18 protein-coding genes are annotated in these 20248 nt (G+C 67.4%); 10 read left to right on the top strand and 8 right to left on the bottom strand.

The window, feature by feature from the left end; all coding sequences use genetic code 11:
• Position 1 precedes the first annotated feature (1 nt).
• Entirely contained in the window at positions 2–547 is a 546-nt protein-coding gene (locus ACPCUW_RS19745; RefSeq protein WP_423426353.1) for a PaaI family thioesterase, read from the bottom strand.
• 152 nt (positions 548–699) lie between these two features.
• Between ACPCUW_RS19745 and ACPCUW_RS19740 the strand changes: the two genes are divergently transcribed.
• A complete protein-coding gene (locus ACPCUW_RS19740) occupies positions 700–837 on the top strand; it encodes a hypothetical protein (RefSeq protein ID WP_156055745.1) in 138 nt (45 codons plus the stop codon).
• An 81-nt stretch (positions 838–918) separates the two neighbouring features.
• Here ACPCUW_RS19740 and ACPCUW_RS19735 read toward each other — a convergent pair whose 3' ends face one another.
• Positions 919–1851, bottom strand: coding sequence for an AraC family transcriptional regulator (locus ACPCUW_RS19735; RefSeq protein ID WP_063013664.1), 933 nt, complete (start codon positions 1849–1851; stop codon positions 919–921).
• A gap of 182 nt (positions 1852–2033) precedes the next feature.
• Here ACPCUW_RS19735 and ACPCUW_RS19730 point away from each other — a divergent pair, with 182 nt between their 5' ends.
• The 4 genes from ACPCUW_RS19730 to ACPCUW_RS19715 all read left to right on the top strand — a co-directional run bounded on the left by ACPCUW_RS19730 (position 2034) and on the right by ACPCUW_RS19715 (position 4799).
• Positions 2034–2588 (top strand): cupin domain-containing protein, encoded by a 555-nt coding sequence (locus ACPCUW_RS19730; RefSeq protein WP_423426351.1) that lies wholly within the window; start codon positions 2034–2036, stop codon positions 2586–2588.
• A gap of 13 nt (positions 2589–2601) precedes the next feature.
• Complete coding sequence (locus tag ACPCUW_RS19725; protein ID WP_146098790.1) at positions 2602–3156, top strand: hypothetical protein; 555 nt, start codon at positions 2602–2604, stop codon at positions 3154–3156.
• Between the two features lie 69 nt (positions 3157–3225).
• Positions 3226–4299, top strand: coding sequence for a MerR family transcriptional regulator (locus ACPCUW_RS19720; protein WP_423426350.1), 1074 nt, complete (start codon positions 3226–3228; stop codon positions 4297–4299).
• On the top strand, positions 4296–4799 hold the full coding sequence (locus ACPCUW_RS19715) for a hypothetical protein (protein ID WP_423426348.1): 504 nt from the start codon (positions 4296–4298) through the stop codon (positions 4797–4799). The genes ACPCUW_RS19720 and ACPCUW_RS19715 overlap by 4 nt, the downstream gene beginning before the upstream one ends.
• A 24-nt stretch (positions 4800–4823) precedes the next feature.
• Here the strand turns inward: ACPCUW_RS19715 and ACPCUW_RS19710 are convergent, their stop codons facing one another.
• The 3 genes from ACPCUW_RS19710 to ACPCUW_RS19700 form a co-directional block, all read right to left on the bottom strand.
• On the bottom strand, positions 4824–5954 hold the full coding sequence (locus ACPCUW_RS19710; protein WP_423426347.1) for an alkaline phosphatase family protein: 1131 nt from the start codon (positions 5952–5954) through the stop codon (positions 4824–4826).
• 78 nt (positions 5955–6032) lie between these two features.
• The gene (locus ACPCUW_RS19705) at positions 6033–7202 is read right to left on the bottom strand and encodes a GGDEF domain-containing protein (RefSeq protein WP_104364587.1); all 1170 of its coding nucleotides are present in this window, start codon (positions 7200–7202) and stop codon (positions 6033–6035) included.
• Positions 7203–7315: 113 nt separating this feature from the next.
• Positions 7316–9301 carry a serine/threonine-protein kinase gene (locus ACPCUW_RS19700; RefSeq protein WP_423426345.1) on the bottom strand — a complete coding sequence of 662 codons (1986 nt, stop codon included), beginning with the start codon at positions 9299–9301 and terminating at the stop codon, positions 7316–7318.
• A 135-nt stretch (positions 9302–9436) separates the two neighbouring features.
• On the opposite strand from ACPCUW_RS19700, the gene ACPCUW_RS19695 reads away from it, so the two are divergent.
• The 4 genes from ACPCUW_RS19695 to ACPCUW_RS19680 all read left to right on the top strand — a co-directional run bounded on the left by ACPCUW_RS19695 (position 9437) and on the right by ACPCUW_RS19680 (position 13497).
• Positions 9437–10114, top strand: a complete 678-nt coding sequence (locus tag ACPCUW_RS19695; RefSeq protein WP_423426343.1) for a hypothetical protein — start codon at positions 9437–9439, stop codon at positions 10112–10114.
• A gap of 79 nt (positions 10115–10193) precedes the next feature.
• A complete protein-coding gene (locus ACPCUW_RS19690; protein ID WP_030517087.1) occupies positions 10194–10631 on the top strand; it encodes a helix-turn-helix transcriptional regulator in 438 nt (145 codons plus the stop codon).
• A gap of 17 nt (positions 10632–10648) precedes the next feature.
• Positions 10649–11059 carry a VOC family protein gene (locus ACPCUW_RS19685; protein ID WP_030517086.1) on the top strand — a complete coding sequence of 137 codons (411 nt, stop codon included), beginning with the start codon at positions 10649–10651 and terminating at the stop codon, positions 11057–11059.
• 62 nt (positions 11060–11121) lie between these two features.
• Positions 11122–13497, top strand: a complete 2376-nt coding sequence (locus ACPCUW_RS19680; RefSeq protein WP_423426342.1) for an ATP-binding cassette domain-containing protein — start codon at positions 11122–11124, stop codon at positions 13495–13497.
• Between the two features lie 152 nt (positions 13498–13649).
• Here the strand turns inward: ACPCUW_RS19680 and ACPCUW_RS19675 are convergent, their stop codons facing one another.
• On the bottom strand, positions 13650–14492 hold the full coding sequence (locus ACPCUW_RS19675; protein ID WP_423426340.1) for an SDR family oxidoreductase: 843 nt from the start codon (positions 14490–14492) through the stop codon (positions 13650–13652).
• An 80-nt stretch (positions 14493–14572) separates the two neighbouring features.
• On the opposite strand from ACPCUW_RS19675, the gene ACPCUW_RS19670 reads away from it, so the two are divergent.
• Positions 14573–15196, top strand: coding sequence for a TetR/AcrR family transcriptional regulator (locus ACPCUW_RS19670; RefSeq protein WP_063013681.1), 624 nt, complete (start codon positions 14573–14575; stop codon positions 15194–15196).
• Between the two features lie 37 nt (positions 15197–15233).
• On the opposite strand, the gene ACPCUW_RS19665 is transcribed toward ACPCUW_RS19670, so the two are convergent.
• Complete coding sequence (locus ACPCUW_RS19665; RefSeq protein WP_063013683.1) at positions 15234–15836, bottom strand: Uma2 family endonuclease; 603 nt, start codon at positions 15834–15836, stop codon at positions 15234–15236.
• 158 nt (positions 15837–15994) lie between these two features.
• The gene (locus tag ACPCUW_RS19660) at positions 15995–19948 is read right to left on the bottom strand and encodes a DNA-directed RNA polymerase subunit beta' (protein ID WP_423426338.1); all 3954 of its coding nucleotides are present in this window, start codon (positions 19946–19948) and stop codon (positions 15995–15997) included.
• Positions 19949–20248: the final 300 nt, after the last annotated feature.

Raw genomic sequence — 20248 nt, 5'->3', positions numbered from 1 at the left:
GCTACTTGCGGCGCGGCCGGATCACCGCGGTGAACGTGGCCGCGGCGACCGACTTGCCGATGCTGTCGGTGATGTCGACGGGCATCGCCAGTTCCACCGGCTGCTGCGCGGCGATAGCGGCGCGGGCCTGGTCCAGTTCCGCCGCGGTCAACTCCGAGGTGGCGCGGAACGGGCCCGCCTCGCCCTTGGCCCGGGCCAGATATTCGATCCGGCCGTCGCGCGCGACGACGAACGTCTCGCCCATCAGGTCGACGATGCCGGAAATGGAGGCGCCCATCGCGGCCGTCTCCGCGAGGCCGAACAGGATCGCGGCATGCACGTCGCCGTTGTGATTGAGGTGTTCCGGCTTCGGCGCCATGCTCACCACATTGCGGCCGGGCAGATATTCCACCCCTTCCACCCCCGCGAACTGGATGAATCCCAGCTTCTGAAATCCGGCCATCACCAGCTCGCCCATGGCAGCGTGGTCCATTGCGTCTCCCGTCGCACCCAAAATTGAAACGTGTTCCACTTTTTTACTCTGGACGAGGAAACCTGTCCACAGCACGCCGCCGCACCGATCCGACAGGAGTGCCCGAAAAATCCGAAAAGAAGGTTGTTCAGATTCGGCTGATTTTGGTTAAGCTTCATTCCACTGCGCTGAGCACGGCAGGACAACCAACCGGGTCCGCGGACCCATGATGCACGAGGAAGCAGTTCATGAACGCCTTTATCGCCCTGATCGACTCCAACTCCGCCGGCACAGTGAACTCGAACAGCGTCTTCACCAACATCATGAACCTGTTCGTGACGGGGTCGGCGGGGTCCGCCACCCAGGGCGGCGGCATCTTCAACTGAGCCGCGCTCCGCAACCTCGGCCCGCCCCCGACCCCATGCACGGAGGCGGGCCGTCGGCATTCCGGCGGACTACCGGGATGTTCAGGCGCGCAGCTGACCGGGAGTGGTGTGGAAGCGGCGGCGGAACGCCTTGGTGAAACTACTGGCCGAACCGAATCCCAGATCCGCGCCGATATCGGCGACGCTGCGCTGCCGGTAAGCCGGATTCCGCAGGCGGTCGCGGGCGATCTGCAGCCGCTGCTCCCGGATGACCTCGCTCGGCGTGGTGCCGGCCTGACTGAAGGCGAGTTGCAGCTGGCGCAGCGACCAGCCGAGGGCCGCCGCGACGCGCGCGCCGGTGAGCTCCGGATCGCCCGCATGCGTGCGGATGTAGCGCCGGGCACTCACCTCCACCTGCGCCAGCTGGGCGGGCGCACTCGGCGGTTCCCCGAGAATCTGCATACACAGCAGATCCACCAATTGTTCTGCGACCGTGTCGAATTGGTGGTCGGTGAGCGCTGCGCGCTCGGTGTACAGGGTGCCGGCCACCGCCCCGGCGACGCCGCCGATCCCGGTGCTGAGATCGAGCGGCCGCGGCGGTGGCTCCCGGCGGTTCAGACGATGCCGGATGTCCTCGCGCGCGATCGTGACGATGAGCCCGTGCGAGCCCTCACACATCGACATCTCGAAGGGTTCGTCGGTGGAGACCAGGCACGCGCTGCCGGGCGGCAGGGAACCGGTGTCGTCGCCGTGGCGGAAGGCCAGGGTCCCGGTGATCGGTACGAGCAGACGATAATCGTGGTCGGGGTCGGTGCGAATGAGCCGCGCACTCCGGAAATAGGTGACGGCATCGGATTCCCAGCCGACGAGTTGATACGACTCGGTACGGCGCAGCGAGGTCCGGCCGTGAAAGTCCGCGGAAGTCGGGAACCGGTAGCCCAGCGCACACTGGTACGAGCTGATCAGATGAGCCCAGTAATCGACCCGCTCGTGCGGCTCGATCGCACTCGTCGTCTCCGATTCGGCAGTGGTCATCGTGGATATCATCGCCGGTTTTCCGATTCTGCGCACGCGAACAATGGCCGTGCGTTTCAGGACACGTGGGCACGCCCCGGCGCTCGCTACCGTGCCAGAGAGCTGATATCCGGAAACGGGCTGTACAACGGCGGAATACGGTTCCGGATCAGCGCGGAATGGATGAGGATCAGGAGGTTTTCATGCGCAGGATCGTGGTCGGGGACGACGGCGCCGGACAGGGCACAGTACTTTCCGACGAGAAGGTCGAGCCGCTGACGCTGGCATTGTTGCCGGGGGCGCAACTGCATCGGATGTGGGAGGTCGACGAGCTGCCCACGCTTCCCGTCGACCGGATGCCGCCCGATGCCGACACCAGCTACTTTCCCGGCCCGGGCGGAGTGCGCTTCGGATTCATCTCCGTCCCACCGGGTTTGAGTTACGAGCCCGACGCCGAGCTGTCCGAGGCCGAGATGGCGGCGGTGGCGGCCGAGGCGGAGCAGAAGCTGCCGGGCATGATGGCGGCCTTCGACCCGGCTCGTCCCGGCGTGCACGCCACCGAGAGCGTCGACTTCGTGGTGGTGCTCAGCGGAGAGGGCCGCCTGCGGATCGGCGACGGTGAGGATGTGGCACTGCGACCGGGCGATTGTGTTGTGCAGCACGGCGCCCCGCATGCCTGGTTCAACGACGGCACCGAGCCGTTCGTGTTCTGCTACACCCTCTGCGGCGTCAAGCGGACCACGCCGGCCGCACCGTGAGGCGAGCGCGACGATGAGAATTTCCGGAAGTCGTTGGCGCAGCTTCGAATACACGCCCGTCGACGCCGGTCCGTGCGCGGTGGAACTGCCCTCCGCCGCCGTGGGCGTACCGCGGCGATTCTTCGACTGCCTGCTGGTGCGCATCGTCGTCGAGCCCGGGGACTGCCCCATCAGTGGTGACGCCGTGCGCGCGGTCCGGCAACTGTGCGCCGACAGCGACGCATCCTTCGTCGTCCTCGCCGGCAGTCCGTTCTGCGTGGCGGGCGGCAGTCGTTTCACCTTCGCCTCCGGTCAGGCCGACGTACTGACCCATCTCGCCGACACCCTGGACGTGCTGGCCGAGTTCGCCGATCGCCTGGAGGAACACGGCGAACGCGCCCACGCGATTCCGTTCGGCTGGAACGTCGCGTGCCGGATGGAGATGCCGGCGCGGCCGTGGACGTCGACGCTGACGCTGCGCGCACCGGCCCCGCCGCTGCGCTTCGACGGATTCGCACCCGCACCCCGCGGCCGTCCGCATTGCCCGCACGCCCTCGTGTCGGCGCATTCGCGCACCTTCCGGCGGTGAGGTCGAGCCACCGCTCGTGAAATTCACCGCTCTTGACCTTCAGGTCGGCTGAAGCTTCATGATGGGGCGGTGGCGGAATCCGGAATGGTGACGATCGGAGCGTTCGCGCGGGCCAGCGGGCTCACGGCGAGCGCACTGCGGTTCTACGCCGACTCCGGACTGCTACCGCCCGCGATCGTGGATCCGGTGTCGGGATATCGGTACTACGCCGACGACCAGTTGGAACGGGCGGTGGCGATTCGCGGTTTGCGCGAGATCGGCATGCCGCTGGACACCATCGCGGCGGTGCTGGCGGCCGGGGGCGAGAGCGCGGGACAGCTCATCGACGAGCACGTCGCCGGGCTGGAACAGCAGGTGCGCCGCGCTCGTGGAAGGGCAGCCGAGATCAAGGCGACGCTCGGCACCGGGCGCGGGTGGGCGGTCGCGACGGTCAGTGGTCCCGTCTTCGCGACGGCGGTCGAGCAGATACTCGCCGCGACCGTGCACGAGCCGGAGCATCCCGTCTTGAGCGGTGTCCACGTCGAGGTCTCGGCGGAGGCGCTGACGCTCACGGCCACCGATCGCTTCCGGCTCGCCACCCGCACCCTCGTCCCCGAGCGGCCGAGTTCGACCGAGTGGGCCGCGACCGTCGACGGTGACGATCTGCGGCTGGCCGTGCCGCGGATCCGCCGCCACCACCAGGTCCGGCTGGATGCCGGACCGCATTCGGTCCGGTTCCGGGCCGGTGAGTCGCCGGCCGGTACGTGCCGCATCCTGCCGGGACCGTTTCCCGACCACCGCATGCTGCTGGGTTCCATCGACACCGCCCGCACGCGCGTCGTGACGCCGAGGGACGCACTCGTCCGGGCGGTGGAATCGCTACGCGCACGCCATATCCGGCTGTGCGTCCGCACCGGGGCGATAGCGCTCACCGGGGCCGGTTCCGATGCGGCCGAACAGATTTCGGCCGCGGTCACCGGACCGGATGTCGAGCTCACCTTCGACATCACCACCCTCTACCCGGCGATCGGCGCTGCCATCGGCCCGGACGTGATGATCGACATCGCCGGTCCGAAGCAGCCCGTCGTCATCCGATCCGCGGACGACGGCGACCTCACCACTCTGGCGATGCCCGTCGCCCCTGCCCAGTTCGAGGAATCATGACCGACACCGTTGCCCACGACCCCACCATGGCGGCCATCGGCGCGGCCGTGGAACGCGGCCGGCAGGGCGAAACCGACTCCGCCCGAGGGCAACTCGCCGAACTGTGGGAGACGATCGGACCGGTGGGCGATCCGCTGCACCGCTGCACCCTCGCCCACTACCTGGCCGACCTCCACACCGATCCGGCCCGGGCACTCGTGTGGGACATACGGGCCCTCGACGCGGCCGACGCCCTCACCGAGGCGCGGGTGCAGAGCCATCACGCGAGTCTGCACATCGCCGGGTTCTACCCCTCGCTGCATCTGAACCTCGCCGACAACTACCGGCTGCTGGGTTCGTTCGACGCCGCCGCGGAGCACATCGCCGCGGCGCGCGACCATGCCGGCGCGCTGACCGAGGACGGCTACGGCCGGCTCATCCGCACGGCGATCGACGAGGTCGGCGCGGCGATCGATCGACGATCGACCCGGCGCCGCGATTCCGCGCCGTCGCCGTCGTGACCGAAAGCCGCGGGGCCGCAGCCACTATCCGCCGACGACCACCGGTACCAGTTGTTCGTCGTCGGTCCACGCGCCGTGGTGGCCGAGCAGTGTCGATTCGACAGGTTCGCGACCGGGGCAGACGAGCACGCTGCGGTCGCGTGCCACCGCGATGATGTCGCCGATCCGTTCGGCGATCGCCGGACCGGGCGGGGTGGGCCCGAACCAGTGCTCGGCCAGCGCCTGGTCGCGACTCACCACACGTGCGTGCCCGGCCAGTTCCTCGGCCCACGCGGCCAGCACATCGGGCAGCGCGCCGGGACGTTCCAGGTAGACGTGCCGCGCCCGGGCCTCCCCGCCGATCAATCGCACCTCGCGATGCAGGTCGGCGCGTGCGTCCAGATCGACGACCTCGCCCGCGCGAATCATGCCGTGATCTCCGGTGACGATCAGCGTGCACGTCGCGGGCAGTTCGGTCAGCAGATCCGCCACGAGCGCATCGATCCGAGCCAGTTCCGCCAGCCATTGCGCCGATCCCGGACCGTACAGATGTCCGTTCGCGTCCAGCTCCGGATAGTAGGCGTAGGCGAATCGGGCCCCGGAGCCGGAACCGGCTGCGACGGAACGGATTCCGTCCCGGACGCCGTCCAGGTCTTCGGCCGGGTGCAGCGTGCCCGGGGCGCGGAAGACGGCACGCGTCAGACCGGATCCGCCCTGATATCCGGGAACGACGTAGTGCACCTCGACGCCGTGCGCGGCGAGGTCCTGAACCCGGCTGCGAGCCGGCTGTATCTGCTCGGGCGGGTACTGCTCGCGGGCATCCGGACCGGTCGCACTGTCCAGACGCCAGCGCAGCGCGTTGAGCAGTCGCGGCCCCGCATCGGCGGGCACGGCGAAGCTGTAGCCGATGATGCCGTGGGTCGCGCACGGTGCGCCGACCGCAAGGCTCGCCAGGCCGACCGCGGTCGTGGCCGGGAATCCGGTGGCCACGGTGGTTGCCACATGTGCGGCCAGCGTCGGCGCGGTGTCGCGGTGGCGGGCGAGCAGTTCGGCGCCCAACCCGTCGACCAGCAGCACCACGACATCGCGGTTCGGCCTCAGGCCCAGCGGGTTGTGCACATCCATCCCCAGGGCGGCGGCCACCGAGGGCAGGATGTCGGCGAGTGAGTAACGCATCATCGCCCATGGTGCCGCATCGATTCCGCTGCGACGAGCCGATTTCCGAGCCGACCCGCGGCGGCTCCGGTTTCCCGCTCAAGCGAGAGGTTCGCGCAGTTCCCGGACGACGATGGCATTGCCGCCCCGTTGTTTCGCCCGATACATGGCGGTGTCCGCGAAGCCGAGAAGCCGCTCGGGCGAGACACCGTCATCGGTCGCCGCACCGAGGTCGACGACCACCACGCCGATGCTGGCGGTGACCGCGGCCCCATCGCTCGAATTCTCGACCGCCCGCCGCAGCCGCTCGGCCATCGCCCGAGCGGCTCCGGCGTCCAGCGGACCGACGATCGTGAACTCCTCACCACCGGTGCGCGCGATGGTGGCAGTGGGGTCGGCGGTGTCGCGCAACCGTGCCGCGATTCTGGCCAGCACCCGGTCGCCCTCCTGATGCCCGAAGGTGTCGTTGACCTCCTTGAATCGATCCAGGTCGATGACCATCGCGCAGAGCGGCGCGCCGGGGGCGAACACTCTCGGTAGGTGGTAATCGAGGCCGCGCCGGTTCAGCAGGGTTGTCAGCGGATCCGACAACGCGTTCGTGCGCAGCACCCAATAGAAGAACTGCAGCGTGGGGAGCACGAAAACGACGGCGAGGACCATGATCAGCGCGGTGGCCATCGCAAGGGGGACGTCGCGATCGGAGTCGGAAGAGATCATCATTCGTCCCGTGACCAGCAGCACCGAGAACAGCGACCACCCCGCGTGCACGGCGAGAGCCTTGGCGCTGTGGAAGAGCGCGAGGTAGCCGCCGGTCAGGATGAGGGTGGTCGCGTTGATCATCGCCACGCGGCCGGAGACCAGCAGGCTGCAGATCGTGATGGCGATATCCGCGACTGCTATCAACGCCAGGGAAACCGAAGCAGTCGGCCAGGGCAGTAGATACCAGCGCAGGGCCGCCAACAGCGCCACAACGGCGAACAGGCCGATCACCGCCCGGCCGAACGCGCTCTGCGGGCCCTCGGGCGACAGCAGAAGCATGAGGGCGACGAAGCACAGGCCCAGCCCGGATGTGCCGATCGAGAATTTCAGCAGGCCGAGCGCCCCCTGGTTCCGGAGCGTGCTCAGCAACCAGCGATAGTCGATGGGTTCTCGCCACCACATCCGCACGGCGCGCAGTCCGCCGGAGTTCAGCGCGTCGGCGACACGTGTCCGCGCGGACACGCCCCTGCTGCGGCGAGGCTCGACGCCGACCGGCTCGGGTGCAGCCATCCGACAACGTTAGGACCGCGTCGGACGCCCTGTGAAGTGCCGCAGGACCAGCGATCGATGGCCGTAATGCCCTCCTCCGCCCAAACCTCGAACGAGCCGGCTCGGTGCCGGGGTCAGTTCCTGATTTCCCGGATGAACACCCGGCCGTCACGGGTGGTGGTGATGGCGGTGTAGGCGCGATAGAGGAAACCGCGGTCGGGGCGGCGCTCGAACACCTGCACCCGGTAGCGGTCCGGGACATCTCCACCGGTCACGTGCACGCAGTGCTGGGTGCCGACGGGGACCTGGTCGATCTGCCTCTGCAGGGTTTCGGCGGAGGGGACGGCGGTCGATTCCGGAGCGACGTATTCCCGGGCCGCCGAACCGCTTCGGGTGTCGTACCGCGCGTATTCGTAGCCCAGCACGGCGTCCGGGCCGGATGCGGTGCCGCCGGGCGCGTCGTCGTTGACGTCGGTCGCGGTCCGGGTGGCGTAGCACCACGGAACGCTGTCGGGCGCCGCGGCTTTCGCATCGGGGGTGGCTGTCGCATCCGGCGCGGCGACCCCCATCGGCAGCTGCGGCCACCAGCGATCGTAGATCTCCAGCGCCGCATGTTTGGTCCAGCGCAGGCCGAGGACGAATCGGGAACGCTGCGCGTCCCGGGGGAACAATGTGTACAGGTCCTGCGTCCCGGTCGAGTCCGGCGTCGGCAACACCACATCCAGCGGATCCGCGAAACCTGGATGCTTCGCCAGCAGGTCCCCACTGTGTCTACTGGCGTCCGCGGCGAATTCGACTGCGGCATCGCTATTTTCGAGATCGACGATCTCCACGCGCAGATCCCGATCCGGATTCTCGCAGGCGACGGCCGCTCGCTCTCCCGTCGTCGCATCGACCGCGCACCGGGTCCCCGACCACCCCGTCTCCCCGGGCCGATCGGACAACAACTGCGGGAAACTGTCCACGATCAGCCGATGTTTCGCATCCCAGCCGACAGGAGCCGAACCCCGGCCCGACAGCTCCCCGATCGCCAGCCCCGCTCCGGCCACGAGGACCGCGACTACGGCGACGGCCGCGCCCCGCCGGATCCACCTCCTCGGCCGCGCCCCGATGGGAACCGCCGGCGAAGCGATCGACGGCTCGCCCCGCGTCGGTCGATGCCCCCGTCCCGGCACGTCGAATGCCTGCCGCACCGGAAATCCCGCCTGCGTGACTGCCGCCGCCCCTTCCTCCTCGGCACGGTCCGGGGCGTGATACACATCGCGTACCGAACCAGATCCTCTGCCGTGGAAGGCATTTCGTAGATCGGCGGCGAATTCCCCACAGCTGCCGTACCGCTCGCCCGGGTGTTTCGCCATCCCCCGCACGAGCACCGCGTCGAGCGCCGGCGGCAGGTCCGATCGCACCGCGGTCAGCCGGGGAATCGGTTTGGTGACGTGCCCGGCGACCACCTGCCCGGGATTGGTCCCGGCATAGGGCGGCCGGCCGCACAACAGGGTGAACAGGGTGCAGGCCAGGGAATACTGGTCGCACCGATGGTCGAGCGGTTCATCGGAGAGCTGTTCCGGGGAGGCGTACGCGAGAGTGGCGGTGAGGGTGCCGGTCACCGTGAGTTCGGTATCGGCGTCCTGTAATCGGGCGATGCCGAAATCGGTGAGGACCGCCCGTTCGGCGCGACCGGCGTCGGGTGACTCGAGCAGGATGTTCGCCGGTTTGATGTCGCGGTGCAATACCGCCTTGCTGTGCGCGTAGTCCAGTGCCGCAGCGGTTTCGGTGACGATGCGCAACACCCGCTCGGTGGTGAGAGCCCGCCGGTCCAGCCGCGCCGCATCGGTACCGTGCACATACTGCATGGATATCCACAGGTGTCCGGCATCGGCGCCGCGGTCGTAGATCCGCACGATGCCCGGATGTTCCAGGCGGGCAACGATATCGGCTTCCTGATCGAACCGGCGGCGGCGCTCTCGATCGGCGGAGACCTCGCGGTCGAGCAGCTTCAGTGCCACCCTGCGCGGCAGCCGCGGATGGCGGGCGAGATAGACCGTTCCCATTCCGCCACGGCCGAGGACGCCCTCGATGAGGTAACCGGCGAACGTCTCGCCGATCGCGAGTGCGGCCACGGTCCCCCTTCTGGTCGAACCCACCGAGGCGTCAGCAGCTTACCGGGCGGATCCGCCGGCCCTCGCCGGGCGGTGGCTCCTCCGATACCGTGGATATCCAGCGTCGCGTATGTCGATGAAGGTGGTGAGATCGCAGTGTTCGACCCGTTGGCCGATATCGACCGGGCCCTCGCCGACCGGGCCGGATGGACGTGGTTCGACGACCACCTGCTGTACACCTGCGGGGTGCTCGATCTGCTGCGTCGCGAGGAGTTGGCGCGGATGCCCGTCAAGTCCACCCGGATCCGGATCGACCCGGGCGAGGTCTGTATCGCGGAAGGCCCGGCGACCTGGTCGTTCTGGCGGGCGCCCGGGGACGGCAGCTGGACCCGCAACAACATCTACGTCGCGGGCAGCGCCTCCTTCGTCGCGGCCGCGCAACTGGGGAACGCGCTGGTGAATCAGGCCCGGCGCCAGCGTGCGGAGGCCGCGTCGCAACCGCGCTGGATCGCCGAACGCCCCGGTTCGGTGATGATCTCCGACCGCCGCATTCACCTCACCAACCCCGACTACTCCTTCCGGATCCGGTGGGCATCGCTGGAGACGATCGACCTGACCGCCGCCGATCAGGTGGTCGCGCGCTACGTCGACCGCGATCGGACCTTCCACCAGTGGCAGGTCCGAACACCTTGGGCCGTACTGATATTCGTCGTCGCCGCCCATCTGCACTTTCCGAATCATCCGCTGCTGCTGTCCGGAAATTGGCTACCCGCGGGTTTCGAGGACAAATGCCATCTCGCGGGGAAGAAATGCCCACCGGTCCGAGAGCGCTGACCTCGTCCGCCGCCACCCCTCGTCCCGCTCGTGGTGAGGGTTGCTGGGCAATGTCGGCGCCGCGTGGCACCATCGCGGTGTGAGCAGCACACCTGCCCCCGACCCGCGCCTGCGCGATCTCGCCCGGCTGCGCAAGGTCCGCGACCGCATCGACCGGGAGTATGCGAAGCCCCTGGATGTGGAGGCCCTCGCGCGCGATGTGCACATGTCCGCGGGGCATCTGAGCCGGCAGTTCCGCCTCGCCTACGGGGAATCGCCGTACGGATATCTCATGACGCGGCGAATCGAACGCGCGATGGCGCTGCTGCGCCGGGGTGATCTCAGCGTGACGGAGGTGTGCTTCGAGGTCGGCTGCCAATCGCTGGGCACCTTCAGTACCCGCTTCACCGAACTGGTCGGAGTGCCGCCGAGCGTCTACCGGCGCGAGGCCGCCGACGCCACTCTGGGCATGCCGTCGTGTGTCGCGAAACAGGTGACCAGACCGATCAGGAATCGAGAAGCGCAGGTTACCGAGTAGGAATTAGCGTGAGCGACATGGACATCACCATTCACGACACCTTCCTCCCGCAAGACGATCCGGAGGCCGCGCTGACGTTCTACCGCGACACGCTCGGCTTCGAGGTGCGCAACGACGTCGGCTTCAAGGGCATGCACTGGATCACGGTCGGCCCCGCCGGACAGCCGGACATCTCGATCGTGCTCTACCCGCCGAACGCCACCCCCGGCGTCACGGAAGAAGAGCAGCGCACCATCTCCGAGATGATGGCCAAGGGCACCTTCGCCAGCCTCAACCTGGCGACCAAGAACGTCGACGAGGTGTTCGAGCGGCTGCAGGCGAACGGAGCCGAGGTCGTGCAGGAGCCGACCGACCAGCCCTACGGACTGCGCGACTGCGCGTTCCGCGACCCCTCGGGCAATCTGCTGCGGATCCAACAGGCCTCCTGAGCCGACCCCGACAACCGAGCCGGCCCGGCGGACCAGGCCGCCCACCCTGAATTGGAGAAACCATGAGCAAGGCCTCGACGCCGGACCGGCACGTTGCCGACACCCACGACCTGATCCGCGTACACGGTGCGCGGGTCAACAACCTCAAGGACATCAGCGTCGAAATTCCCAAGCGTCGCCTGACCGTCTTCACCGGCGTCTCGGGATCGGGGAAGAGTTCGCTGGTCTTCGGCACCATCGCCGCGGAATCGCAGCGGATGATCAACGAGACCTACAGCGCCTTCGTCCAGGGCTTCATGCCGACGTTGTCGCGGCCGGAGGTCGATTTCCTGGACGGCCTCACCACCGCGATCTCGGTCGACCAGGAGCGGATGGGCGCCAACCCCCGCTCCACGGTCGGCACCGCCACCGACGCCAACGCGATGTTGCGCATCCTGTTCAGCCGCCTCGCCCAGCCGCAGATCGGCTCGCCGAACGCCTATTCGTTCAATGTGCCCTCGGTGACCGCCAGCGGTGCGATCACCGTCGAGCGCGGCGGTAAGACCAAGGCCGAAAAGGCGACCTTCCACCGGCTCGGCGGTATGTGCCCGCGCTGCGAGGGCATGGGCTCGGTCACCGATTTCGACCTGACCGCCCTCTACGACGAGAGCCTGTCGCTCAACGAGGGTGCGCTCACCATCCCCGGCTACAGCATGGACGGCTGGTTCGGCCGCATCTACCGCGGTTGCGGGCTGTTCGACCCCGACAAGCCGATCCGCAAGTACAACAAGCGGGAACTGCACGACCTGCTCTACAAGGAGCCGACCAAGATCAAGGTCGAGGGCATCAACCTCACCTACGAGGGGCTGGTCCCGAAGATCCAGAAGTCGATGCTGTCCAAGGATGTCGATTCGCTGCAGCCGCATATCCGTGCGTTCGTCGAGCGTGCGGTGACCTTCACGACCTGCCCGGAATGTGAGGGCACCCGGCTCAGCGCCGAGGCCCGGTCCTCGAAGATCGGCGACCAGAGCATCGCCGACGTCTGCCGGATGCAGATCAGCGATCTCGCCGAATGGGTGCGCGCTCTCGACGAGCCGTCGGTCGCACCGCTGCTGAAAGGTCTGCAGCACCTGCTCGACTCGTTCACCGAGATCGGCCTCGGCTATCTGTCACTGGATCGGCCGGCGGGCACGCTCTCCGGCGGTGAAGCCCAGCGCACCAAGATGATTCGCCACCTCGGCTCGTCCCTGACCGATGTCACCTACGTCTTCGACGAACCCACCATCGGCCTGCATCCGCACGATATCGAGCGAATGAACAACCTGCTGTTGCAGTTGCGCGACAAGGGCAACACGGTGCTGGTGGTGGAGCACAAGCCGGAAGCGATCGCGATCGCCGACCATATCGTCGATCTGGGTCCGGGGGCCGGAAGCCAAGGCGGCACAGTCTGTTTCGAGGGCGATATCGAGGGGCTGCGCGCCAGCGACACGATCACCGGCCGCCATCTCGACGATCGGGCGAAACTGAAGGACGCGCCCCGGAAGTCGGCCGGCGCGTTGGAGATTCGCGGCGCCTCCACCCACAACCTGAAGGATGTCGACGTCGACATCCCGCTCGGGGTGCTGTGTGTGATCACCGGCGTGGCCGGATCCGGTAAGAGTTCGCTCATCCACGGGTCGGTCGCCGACCGCGACGATGTCGTGGTGGTCGACCAGGGCGCGATTCGCGGATCCCGGCGTAGTAATCCGGCCACCTACACCGGACTGCTCGAGCCGATCCGCAAGGCATTCGCCAAGGCCAACGGCGTCAAGCCGGCGCTGTTCAGCGCGAATTCCGAGGGCGCGTGCCCCACCTGCAACGGCGCCGGCGTGATCTACACCGATCTGGCGATGATGGCCGGCGTCGCGACCACCTGCGAGGAATGCGACGGTAAACGCTTCCAGGCGGCGGTTCTGGACTATCACCTCGGCGGGCGCAACATCAGCGAGGTGCTGGAGATGTCGGTGGCGGAAGCCGAGGAGTTCTTCGGCGCGGGTGAGGCGAAACTCCCGGCGGCACACAAGATTCTGCAACGCCTCGGCGATGTGGGCCTCGGCTATCTGAAACTGGGTCAGCCCCTCACCACGCTGTCGGGTGGTGAACGCCAGCGCATCAAACTCGCCACCCACATGGGCGAGAAGGGCGGGATCTACGTTCTCGACGAGCCGACCACGGGCCTGCATCTCGCCGATGTGGAGAACCTGCTCGGCCTGCTCGACCGCCTCGTGGACTCGGGCAAATCGGTGATCGTCATCGAACACCACCAGGCGGTCATGGCGCATGCCGACTGGATCGTCGACCTCGGTCCCGGGGCCGGCCACGACGGCGGGCGCATCGTCTTCGAGGGAACGCCGGCCGATCTGGTCGCCGATCGCTCGACGCTCACCGGCGAACACCTCGCCGCCTACGTCGGCGGGTAATTCGCGACCCCCCGCGACAGCGATCGCTTTTCCGAGCGCCTGCCGGTTCCGGTCGACCGGAACCGGCAGGCCGGGTGCGTCGGCGCGGGCGGCTCAATGCTGCGCCGACGCGGTCTGTGGTCGCCCGAATCAGCGAGCGGGCGGGTAGGGCGTCATGCGGTGTCCCCACCGGTGGGATCGGCCAGGCCGCGTTCGTAGGCCGCGCGGGTGGTGGAACCGCGGGTCGCGGCGACCTGATCGGGAACCATGCGCCGGAAGGTCAGATCGCGCAGGCGCTGCGGGAGCAGTTCGGCGAGCCGGACGAGCGGACCGATGTATCGCGGCACGGTGACCTCGAAACGAGGGTGTTCGAGGGTCCGCAGCACCGCGCGGGCGACATCGGCGGGCTGGAGCAGTTTCGCGGCGCCGGTGGCGGTTCCCGCGGCCAGTTCGGTCGCGACCACCCCCGGCATGATCACCGAGATCCGCACGCCGCTGCCGCGCAGTTCCTCGCGCACGCCGGTCAGATAGCCGAGCACCCCATGTTTGGTCGCGGCGTAGGTCGATTCGCCGGGCGGAGACAATCGCGCGGCGGCCGAGGCGATCGTGACGATGTGGCCCTGCCCGCGCGCCCGCATGCCCGGTGCGACCAGCCGCACGCCGCGGATCACGCCGTGCAGATTGACCTCCAGCATGCGCACGGTCGCGACCTCGGGTTCCGCGTCGAACGGGCCCACCCACATCACCCCGGCATTGTTGACCAGCACGTCGATCGGACCCCACAGCGATTCCACGGCGGCGACGAAGCCGCGGAAGGAGTCCGTGTCGGTGACGTCGAGCGCGAAACCGCGCACGGTACCGGACAATTCGGCCGCGGTGGCGACGGCCGCCGGTTCGTCCCGGTCGCCGATGGCAACCCGGGCACCGGCCTCGGCGAGCACGCGCGCGATCTCCCGGCCTATGCCCCGCGCCCCGCCGGTCACCGCGACGACACGACCGGCAATCGGTGAGGTCATGGATGTTCTCCATTCTGACATGCCTGCGTGTCAGCAACGATGCTCTAGTGTGCCATAGGCCGGGACGTAAGGACAGGGGCATGTCGGGACGGAAGTATCAGGGACTGATGCCGGACGAGCGCCGCGTGCAGCGGCGCGCGGCGATCCTGGACGCCGCGTTGGAGGTTTTCGGCACCACCGGGTATGCGGGCAGTTCGGTCAAACAGATCTGCCGGGTCGCGCGGCTCACCGAACGGTATTTCTACGAATCCTTCGCCGACCGCGAAAGTTGCCTGGCCGCCCTGTATTCCGAGGTCGTGGACCAGGTGCGCGCCGCCACCACGGCCGCGATGATATCGGCGGGCGACGACATCGACGACCGAACCCGTGCCGGAATACAGACGTTCATCGAATATCTGACCGAGGATCGGCGACTTGCCAGAGTGGCCCTGATCGAGGCCGTCGGCGTGTCCTCCACCATGGAGGAACGCCGCCATGAGGTACTGCGCGAATTCGCGGAGATCGTCACCACCACCTGGGCAGCCGCCCGCTCCGAACCCCTGTCGGCCAAACAACATGCGGCCGCGGTCGCCCTCGTCGGCGGCGTCAACCACCTACTGGTCGACTGGCTGATGAGCGGCACACCCCACACCCCCGCCGCACTCACCGACGTCTGCACCACCCTGTTCATCGCCGCCCGCCACACCCTCGAAGCGGAAGCCTGATCGGCGAACCGACCCGCCGGCGGGTTTCCGTGGCCGCCTACCAGGTTATTTCGGGCAGTTCCACGTCGATCGGGAAAGGCTTCTCGATGCGCAACTGTTTGCGGAAGACGCCACTGGGCGCGTAGCAACCGCCCTCGGGCAGCAGCTCGAACGTGTAAACGACCATCGCGTCATCCTCGTTCTCGACGCGCCAGAAGCACTTGATGCCTGCCTCGGCATACTGCGCGGGACGAAGTTTGCGATCCTTGGTCTTCGTGCTGGGCGAGACGATCTCTACGGCGAGATGCACGTCCCCCGACTGGTAGACCGACGTATGCGGCCCGAACGCGGCCCGCGACACGATCAGAACGTCCGGCTCCGGCACGGAATGGCCCAGGTCGATGCCCTTCTCGGAGATCACGACCATCTCCGTCGGCAGGATCGGTCGTAACGCGGCCTTCAGCGTGTCCCGGACCTCGTCGTGCCAGGGATCAGCAGGGGCCATCATCACGACTTCACCGTCCAGCAGCTCGAAGTTGCCATCGACTACTTCCATCAAGCGAGGTAGATCTTCGGCGGTGAACCCGCCGGGTGGCGGCGTCGGCAACAGCACCATCCGACCGCGGATCGGTTCGTCGTGGTGATGGTGGGCGACGGTCATACCTGAAGGCTACCCGCTGGATCGATCGTGATCGGGTCCGTTTCCTCGCTCATTCGACTCGGTTCCACCCGAAGGCGCTCGCACCGAGCGAACCGTGAATACGATTCGGCCCCCGTTCCGTTCGGAACGGGGGCCGAATGTGGTTGTCCTCTACCGGATTACCGGTAGTCGCTGAAACCGTAGTCGTCCAGCGGGACCGCGGCACCGGTGGTGGTGCCGAAGCCCTCCGGGCTGTAGTAGGTGTCGTCGTAGGACGGCACCGCGTACGCCGCGGCACGGGCCTCTTCGGTCGGCTGCACCTGGATGTTGCGGTAGCGGTTGATACCGGTACCGGCCGGGATCAACTTACCGATGATCACGTTCTCCTTCAGGCCGATCAGCTTGTCGGAGCGGCAGTTGATCGCCGCGTCCGTCAAGACACGAGTCGTTTCCTGGAAGGAGGCCGCCGACAGCCACGAATCGGTGGCCAGCGACGCCTTGGTGATACCCATCAGCACCGGACGACCCGACGCGGGCTCGCCACCCTCGGCGACGACGCGGCGGTTGGACGCCTCGAACTCCGAACGCTCCACCAGCGAACCGGGCAGGAACTCCGTCGCACCCGAGTCGATGATGGTCACGCGGCGCAGCATCTGGCGAACGATGACCTCGATGTGCTTGTCGTGGATGGACACACCCTGCGACCGGTAGACCTCCTGGACCTCGTGGACCAGGTGGATCTGCACCTGACGCGGGCCCATCACACGCAGCACCTCGTGCGGATCGGCCGAGCCCTCCAGCAGCTGCTGGCCGACCTCGACGTGGTCGCCGTCGGCGAGCAGACGCTCGGAGCCGTCCTCGTGCTTGAACACCCGCAGACGCTGACGCTTCGACAGCTTGTCGTAGACCACCTCGTCCGAACCGTCGTCCGGAATGATCGTGATCTTGTAGAAGCGGTCGTCGTCCTCGAGCCGCACCCGGCCCGAGACCTCCGCGATCGGCGCCTTGCCCTTGGGCACACGAGCCTCGAAGAGCTCCTGCACGCGGGGCAGACCGCCGGTGATGTCGTCACCCGCGACACCACCCTGGTGGAAGGTACGCATGGTCAGCTGGGTACCGGGCTCACCGATGGACTGGGCGGCGACGATACCGACGGCCTCACCGATGTCGACCAGCTTGCCGGTCGCCATCGAGCGGCCGTAGCAGGTCGCACACACGCCGGTGCCGGTGGTGCAGGTGAGCACCGAGCGGACCTTGACGTCGGTGATGCCGGCCTCGAGCAGCGCCTCGATGGCGGGGTCGCCGAGGTCGTGACCCTTCTCCACGATGACGTTGCCTCCTGCGTCGACCGCGTCGGCGGCCAGCGTCCGGGCGTAGGTGCTGGTCTCCACGTGCGGATCGCGGATGAGCAGGCCGTCGGGCTGCTTCTCGGCGATCGCGACGAGGATGCCGCGCTCGGTGCCACAGTCCGTCTCGCGCACGATGACGTCCTGCGACACGTCCACCAGACGACGGGTCAGGTAACCCGAGTCGGCGGTACGAAGCGCGGTGTCGGCCAGACCCTTTCGCGCACCGTGGGTGTTGATGAAGTACTCCAGAACGGTCAGGCCCTCACGGAACGAGGACTTGATCGGCCGCGGAATGAACTCACCCTTCGGGTTGGTCACCAGACCCTTCATGCCCGCGAGGGTACGAGTCTGGGTGAAGTTACCCGTGGCGCCCGAATCGACGATCGTGATGATCGGGTTGTCGGCCGGGTAGTGCGCACGCAGCGCCTTACCGACCTCTTCGGTCGCTTCCTGCCAGATCTTGACCAGGGCGTTGTTGCGCTCCTGGTGGTCGAGAGCACCACGCTGGTACTTCTTCTCGATCTGGTCGGACTGCGCCTCGTAGCGCTCCATGATCTCGGCCTTCTCCGGCGGAACGAGAACGTCCGACATGGAGACGGTGACACCCGAACGCGTGGCCCAATAGAAGCCGGCGTCCTTGAGCTTGTCGACGGTCTGCGCGACCACGATCATCGGGTAGCGCTCGGCGAGATCGTTGATGATCGTCGCCTGCCGCTTCTTCGGCATCTGCTCGTTGATGAACGCATAGTCCGCGGGCAGCAGCTCGTTGAAGATGACCCGGCCCAGGGTGGTCTCGCACAGCCACGCGTCGCCGCGCTGCCAGCCCTCGGGGAACAGCTCAGCCTCGATGTCCTTCGGCGGGCGCTGATCGGTCAGGCGCACCTTGATCAGCGAACGAACCGTCAGCTCGCCGCGGTCGACGGCCATCTGGGCCTCGGCCGGCGACGCGTAGACGCCCTGCTCGGGAGCATCCGCGGTGGCAGGCCGGTACTCGCCCTTGGCGCCCTCTTCCAGGCGGGTCAGGTAGTACAGACCGGTCACCATGTCCAGACGCGGCATGGCCAGCGGGCGGCCGGACGCCGGGGACAGGATGTTGTTCGACGACAGCATCAGGATGCGGGCCTCGGCCTGCGCCTCCGCCGACAGCGGCAGGTGCACGGCCATCTGGTCACCGTCGAAGTCGGCGTTGAAGGCCTCACAGACCAACGGGTGCAGCTGGATGGCCTTACCTTCGACCAGCAGCGGCTCGAAGGCCTGGATACCCAGGCGGTGCAGCGTGGGCGCACGGTTCAGCATGACCGGGTGCTCGGCGATGACCTCTTCGAGGACGTCCCACACCTGGGCACGCTGCCGCTCGACCATCCGCTTGGCGGACTTGATGTTCTGCGCGTGGTTCAGGTCGACCAGACGCTTCATCACGAACGGCTTGAACAGCTCCAGCGCCATCAGCTTGGGCAGACCACACTGGTGCAGCTTCAGCTGCGGACCGACGACGATGACCGAACGGCCGGAGTAGTCGACGCGCTTACCGAGCAGGTTCTGACGGAAACGACCCTGCTTACCCTTGAGCAGATCGCTCAGGGACTTCAGCGGGCGGTTACCGGGGCCGGTCACCGGGCGACCGCGACGGCCGTTGTCGAACAGCGCGTCCACGGACTCCTGCAGCATCCGCTTCTCGTTGTTGACGATGATCTCGGGGGCGCCGAGGTCGATCAGTCGCTTGAGGCGGTTGTTGCGGTTGATCACGCGGCGGTACAGGTCGTTCAGGTCGGAGGTGGCGAAGCGGCCACCGTCGAGCTGAACCATCGGGCGCAGCTCCGGCGGGATCACCGGAACGGCGTCGAGGACCATGCCCATCGGCGAGTTGCCGTTGGACTGGAAGGCCGCGACAACCTTCAGGCGCTTGAGCGCGCGCAGCTTCTTCTGGCCCTTACCGGTGCGAATGGTTTCGCGCAGGTTCTCGGCCTCGGCGTCGATGTCGAAGTTCTCCATCAGCTTCTGGATGGCTTCGGCACCCATCGCGCCGGTGAAGTACTCGCCGTAGCGGTCCTGCAGCTCGCGGTAGAGAACCTCGTCCACGATCAGCTGCTTGGGAGCCAGCTTGGTGAAGGTGGTCCAGATCTCGTCGAGCCGGTCCAGCTCGCGCTGGGCACGGTCGCGCAGCTGGCGCATCTCGCGCTCGCCGCCGTCCTTGACTTTGCGGCGGACGTCGGACTTGGCACCCTCGGCCTCGAGCTCGGCCAGGTCGGCCTCGAGCTTCTGGGCGCGGGCCTCCAGGTCGGCATCGCGCTGGTCGGCGATCGCCTTCTTCTCGACCTCCATCTCCGCCTCGAGCGTGGACAGCTCGTTGTGGCGCAGATCCTCGTCGACGGTGGTGATGACGTAGGCGGCGAAGTAGATGATCTTCTCGAGATCCTTCGGCGCCAGGTCCAGCAGGTAGCCGAGGCGGCTCGGCACACCCTTGAAGTACCAGATGTGGGTGACCGGCGCGGCCAGCTCGATGTGTCCCATCCGCTCGCGACGCACCTTGGCGCGAGTCACCTCGACGCCACAGCGCTCACAGATGATGCCCTTGAAGCGCACGCGCTTGTACTTGCCGCAATAGCACTCCCAGTCCCGGGTGGGACCGAAGATCTTCTCGCAGAACAAGCCGTCCTTCTCCGGCTTGAGCGTGCGGTAGTTGATGGTCTCCGGCTTCTTGACCTCACCGAAAGACCAGTTGCGAATGTCTTCGGCGGTAGCCAGGCCGATCCGGAGTTCATCGAAGAAGTTGACGTCTAGCACGTAACTTCCTTTCCCCTGTTCGGGTTCAGTATCGAGCAAAGTTCGCTAGTTCTTCCGCCGGAGCGGACCGCTGCCACTTCCGCGGAGCGGGAAACTATGCCCCGGCGCCCAATGCGGGCGCCGGGACCGATCGGCTACTGCGCGAGGTCGTCGACCGTCGCAGCCTCGTTGCGGGACAGGTTGATGCCGAGGTTCGCCGCGGCACGCTCGAGGTCCTCGTCGTCACCGTCGCGCATCTCGATCGCGGCGCCGTCGGAGGACAGTACTTCGACGTTGAGGCACAGCGACTGCAGTTCCTTG

Source organism: Nocardia sp. AB354 (assembly GCF_049538315.1).
Classification (GTDB): domain Bacteria; phylum Actinomycetota; class Actinomycetes; order Mycobacteriales; family Mycobacteriaceae; genus Nocardia; species Nocardia nova.
Note: the sequence above shows the minus strand (reverse complement) of the source record. Positions and strands in the feature narration are given on the sequence as shown.

Coding starts and splice junctions, on each gene's coding strand:
- ACPCUW_RS19740 (WP_156055745.1), top strand. CDS start 700: ATGAACGCCTTTATCGCCCTGATCGACTCCAACTCCGCCGGCACAGTG.
- ACPCUW_RS19735 (WP_063013664.1), bottom strand. CDS start 1,851: ATGACCACTGCCGAATCGGAGACGACGAGTGCGATCGAGCCGCACGAG.
- ACPCUW_RS19730 (WP_423426351.1), top strand. CDS start 2,034: ATGCGCAGGATCGTGGTCGGGGACGACGGCGCCGGACAGGGCACAGTA.
- ACPCUW_RS19725 (WP_146098790.1), top strand. CDS start 2,602: ATGAGAATTTCCGGAAGTCGTTGGCGCAGCTTCGAATACACGCCCGTC.
- ACPCUW_RS19715 (WP_423426348.1), top strand. CDS start 4,296: ATGACCGACACCGTTGCCCACGACCCCACCATGGCGGCCATCGGCGCG.
- ACPCUW_RS19710 (WP_423426347.1), bottom strand. CDS start 5,954: ATGCGTTACTCACTCGCCGACATCCTGCCCTCGGTGGCCGCCGCCCTG.
- ACPCUW_RS19705 (WP_104364587.1), bottom strand. CDS start 7,202: ATGGCTGCACCCGAGCCGGTCGGCGTCGAGCCTCGCCGCAGCAGGGGC.
- ACPCUW_RS19685 (WP_030517086.1), top strand. CDS start 10,649: ATGGACATCACCATTCACGACACCTTCCTCCCGCAAGACGATCCGGAG.
- ACPCUW_RS19680 (WP_423426342.1), top strand. CDS start 11,122: ATGAGCAAGGCCTCGACGCCGGACCGGCACGTTGCCGACACCCACGAC.
- ACPCUW_RS19675 (WP_423426340.1), bottom strand. CDS start 14,492: ATGACCTCACCGATTGCCGGTCGTGTCGTCGCGGTGACCGGCGGGGCG.
- ACPCUW_RS19670 (WP_063013681.1), top strand. CDS start 14,573: ATGTCGGGACGGAAGTATCAGGGACTGATGCCGGACGAGCGCCGCGTG.
- ACPCUW_RS19665 (WP_063013683.1), bottom strand. CDS start 15,836: ATGACCGTCGCCCACCATCACCACGACGAACCGATCCGCGGTCGGATG.